This window comes from Bacteroidota bacterium, from assembly GCA_018816945.1.
In the GTDB taxonomy this organism is placed as follows: domain Bacteria; phylum Bacteroidota; class Bacteroidia; order Bacteroidales.
Genome location: JAHIVC010000108.1, coordinates 1 through 3,787, shown reverse-complemented (window position 1 = coordinate 3,787; position 3,787 = coordinate 1). Strand labels below are relative to the sequence as shown.

The window sequence follows — 3,787 nt, the reverse complement described above, 5'->3', positions numbered from 1 at the left end:
ATCCAAGATTAAGTCCTGGATTGATGTAGAGATTTCCAATAGTGCCATTGATCGTATGAGCAAAATCGACCATTGTAAGGGTTGCATTTCCTTGGCCAGTTACTGAAGTAATTGCTTTTCCGTATGCTAGCCACTGTTGTGTGTCATTTAGTGAAAGCGCAAATGTTGGTGATAATTCGAAATCAATCACCTTTGAAATCCCACTTGTGATCGTAACTCCAGAAGAATGAGTATCGGGAATGGTGAATGATGATGTGCTTCTTGCTGAGGTCTTTGTGATTATTGTTGCCACATCGTTTGAATAGGTAGCCACATAGGAACCGATAAGATTGGATAAACCCGAAGTACGGTAATAAATAAGTGTCGATGATGAATCAACCGATGTACCTTGCGTGGTTGCGACTACATGAACCTTATAGATATATGCAGGATCAAACACCAATGAAGCACTGCAAGTATACGCAATGCCTTCATAAGCATAGACTAGTTCAAGCTCACCACCCACCTTCACCACAGACGTTGAATTTCGTGCATAGAGCGCGTTGTTTGAGTAGTCGAAGGCTAATTCCCCTACATAGGAAAGGTTCGCTGTCGAGGGCTTTGTAGTGCCACGTTTCACCCGAAGAATTGCCATTAGTAGGTTCCACCATCAATAATCGATGAGGGTTGTAATACCTTTGTGGTATCGATTCCAAGAGCATATTTAACAACACTAGGCGTGTAGTTTGAATCGATATACTGGTATAGTTTTAGACCACCCGATAATACTGCAGCGTCGAAAGCTGCTTGTGTAACTGAGGCTTCAGTACCTGCTCCGATTAAGATTCGAGTGTTGAAAGCATTAGATAGCACTGCTTTTTGAGTCGTGGTTAAGTGGACGTCGGCTGCAACGTGGGCATTATATGTAGTAGTTGATACACCGCCAAGTCCTGCAAGAGTAATAGTAACAGCTCCAGTTGAACCGTTGACGCTTGTTACAGAATCAGTGGGAGTTAATAGCTCTTGCCAGTTAGCTAATGTTGCATAGCCAGAAGTTTTAAGAATAAAGGATTTATTGATGTCTGTTCTGACAGCCACATCCCCTTCTTGAGCATTGGATAAAGCTAGCATTGCTGCTTGGCTTGCTACGACCCAAGTGTTCGTAATCGCTACTTTTGGAATCACTGAGTCCGAGAGTTTTCCATCAGCATCAAGAATCGGAATATTCCCGTTTCCAGTTCCGGTGTTTTTAGTTGCAGCTGTACCTAATCCAAGCGCTGTTATCTTGGTATCAATTTGAGTATCAACTTTCGCGACTCCAGGAATCTTTAGATAATCCGATTCTGCAAGTGGTGTACCTACACTACCTGTTTTATCAGCCTTTGCGATATAGAGATGCTCACCAGAAAAATCGACTAGCGGTTCTCCAGCTTTAATCGTTCCAGTAGTTCCAACGAGTGGTCCAGTACCAGCTGTGGTTCTGCGTTTAATTTGAATTGTTGCCATGATATTTCCTCCTTATTTTTTGAGATATGCTTGCGTCACACGATGTGAGGTGTTGCCCAATGACAATGTGACAAGTCCACTTGCATAAGAGATGCTGAGTGAATAATCCGCTCCACCATACCGATAGCTAAGTGATGAATTTGAGCCAACGACAATAAACAATTGATTGGTAGGTAGACTTACAATGGTTGTGTTTTCAATCACAACATAGAGAATGCTTTCCATTAAGATAGCCGAGTTAACATCGCCAAAACGGTAAACACCGTTACTAATCTTGGTTAATCCAAGTTTTTGTGGATAGTAGAAATCCTTCAACTTTGATTCAAGTTCCTCAACTCTTACACGATCCGATGTGATCATCTGTCGTTCAAACTCGTTAATGAGGTTAACTGATGTGGTTGTTTTAGAGTAAGCTGCCAAAGCGTACTCATATAATCCTTCTGCATTTTGAAGATTGGTTTGTGTAAGTACCGGATAAGTACCAACCGCTTCTTTGATGTAAAGACTCACTATATTCACTTGTGTATCAACACCAAGTACAACATAGCCGTACTTACTTGAATCTGGCGTAACAGATATCATTGTTTGATTTTCGATATAGATGATTCGTCCGTAAACTGAAACATAGCCATCTAACAATGTAATCGTGTTGTTAGCTAGGGTATAACTGCATTGCGATTTCACGTTTTTCAGAATACCAACATCACTTGAAAATAAAAAATAATACAAATCCGCATCAATTTTTGATGTGACGTTTGCACCATCAAAGGTTACTTTTTGAATTCCCATTAGAATTCACCTCCATCGAGATCTGTGATCCCAGTTGTTTGTATTGAGACATGACCTGCAGCTGAATTCACGCTCTTATTCAAAAGCTGAATCTTCTCAGTCAATTTGATGCGATATTCACCCAACGTCATGGTAGCTTGATGAAATCCATTGTTAAATTTGATGCTTGTAACTACCGAATCATAGATTTGATTGTTGTTCATGAACTCGATAAAATCTCCTAGTTCGATGTTTTTCATCGGCTGTATGACATCATTATCGGATTTAATCGTGAATGTAATATTATGGTCTAGTTTCGATGTGATCATCTCTGATCTTGCTTTGGTTTGAAGAGATGGATAGTCACTATCCGTATAAAAGGATGCTTTTGGTTTGACACTTTGATAGCGATTCAGATGATTGATATCTTGTGTCAACTCACCATTTTTAAGTAAAAAATACTCGATGGTTGATTTATATAAGACATTTTCACTCTTTGGATAGTAGGTGAGTTTATTGACCATCTGACTTGAACTGTCATTGACAACCAAATCCTGAATTGCTTGATAGTTGTTTTTGAGTTTGATACCACGCTGAACTTCGCTGATTCGAAAGATAATACCAGTTACCCTTCCTCTTAAATACACTGCTTCAAAGGTTAGTCTTAAACCATACGATTTAGTGATAAGTTCCATGAGTGATGCCAATGACATAATTTTATCTACTTCAAAGGATAAATCGCCTTGTACACTCGCATTTCGTTGTATGGAAAGATAACTCAAATTCTGTAATGCATCATCGCTTTCCTTAAAGTGACTTAATAAAACATTTTCTAGGTATAATCCTAAATCACCTGTAAAACTTTGAACTGGAATGTCAATTGAAAACATCTCTTTAAAATCTAGTACATGAACTGATGTCCGGTGCTTGTCTGCTACTTCTAGTCTTTCAACAATACCAATAAAGTGAATCGGTGCATCCTTTAAGATGACAATATCCCCAATGGAAGCATTGAGTTTTGTCTTATTCACCATGAAGGTTGATTTTTGAATAATGACTAGATCAAGTATGATTTCAAAATCCTTATCGACATAGCCATAGTCTTTATAGGCGAGGTTTAATCTATCCAGGAATACAAGTTGCATACCTATACCCCCAGATACCCTTCAAGTAGAGTGATGCGACACGTGGTAAGACTAGCGACTCCTGGTTTGAATTCCACTTCATACTCTCCTGGTTCAACAAAGAGAAAATTGTCACAAGTGAAATCTTGTGAGCCATAGATCGATAGGATCTCACCGTTATCAATTTGACGTATGTATTGCTTATTCGGTATAGCTGAGATGTGAATTTCACCGTTTAACTGCGTGTAATAAAGTCTAAGCATCGTAACGATATTACTGTTTTTTCTGATAATAATCTCTGGGTCACTTACTGCACCCATGATTTCAATTAAAAGAGGTGCCTTCTGGACACCCCTGTTGATGATTTGAATTTTGCCTTCAAAGAAAGCTGAATACCGATAAGGATAACT

At 39.1% G+C, this 3,787-nt stretch carries 5 protein-coding genes; all 5 read right to left on the bottom strand.

Going from position 1 to position 3,787, the window contains the following annotated elements; genetic code table 11:
- A partial coding sequence (locus KKG99_17605) for a hypothetical protein (protein ID MBU1014814.1) occupies positions 1–634 on the bottom strand: 634 nt, incomplete at its 3' end.
- A complete protein-coding gene (locus KKG99_17600; protein ID MBU1014813.1) occupies positions 634–1,485 on the bottom strand; it encodes a hypothetical protein in 852 nt (283 codons plus the stop codon). The genes KKG99_17605 and KKG99_17600, both read right to left, overlap by 1 nt.
- Positions 1,486–1,497: 12 nt before the next feature.
- Positions 1,498–2,214 (bottom strand): hypothetical protein, encoded by a 717-nt coding sequence (locus KKG99_17595; GenBank protein MBU1014812.1) that lies wholly within the window; start codon positions 2,212–2,214, stop codon positions 1,498–1,500.
- A gap of 59 nt (positions 2,215–2,273) precedes the next feature.
- The gene (locus KKG99_17590) at positions 2,274–3,398 is read right to left on the bottom strand and encodes a hypothetical protein (protein MBU1014811.1); all 1,125 of its coding nucleotides are present in this window, start codon (positions 3,396–3,398) and stop codon (positions 2,274–2,276) included.
- Positions 3,399–3,400: 2 nt separating this feature from the next.
- The coding region (locus KKG99_17585; GenBank protein MBU1014810.1) for a hypothetical protein at positions 3,401–3,787 on the bottom strand (387 nt) is incomplete at its 5' end.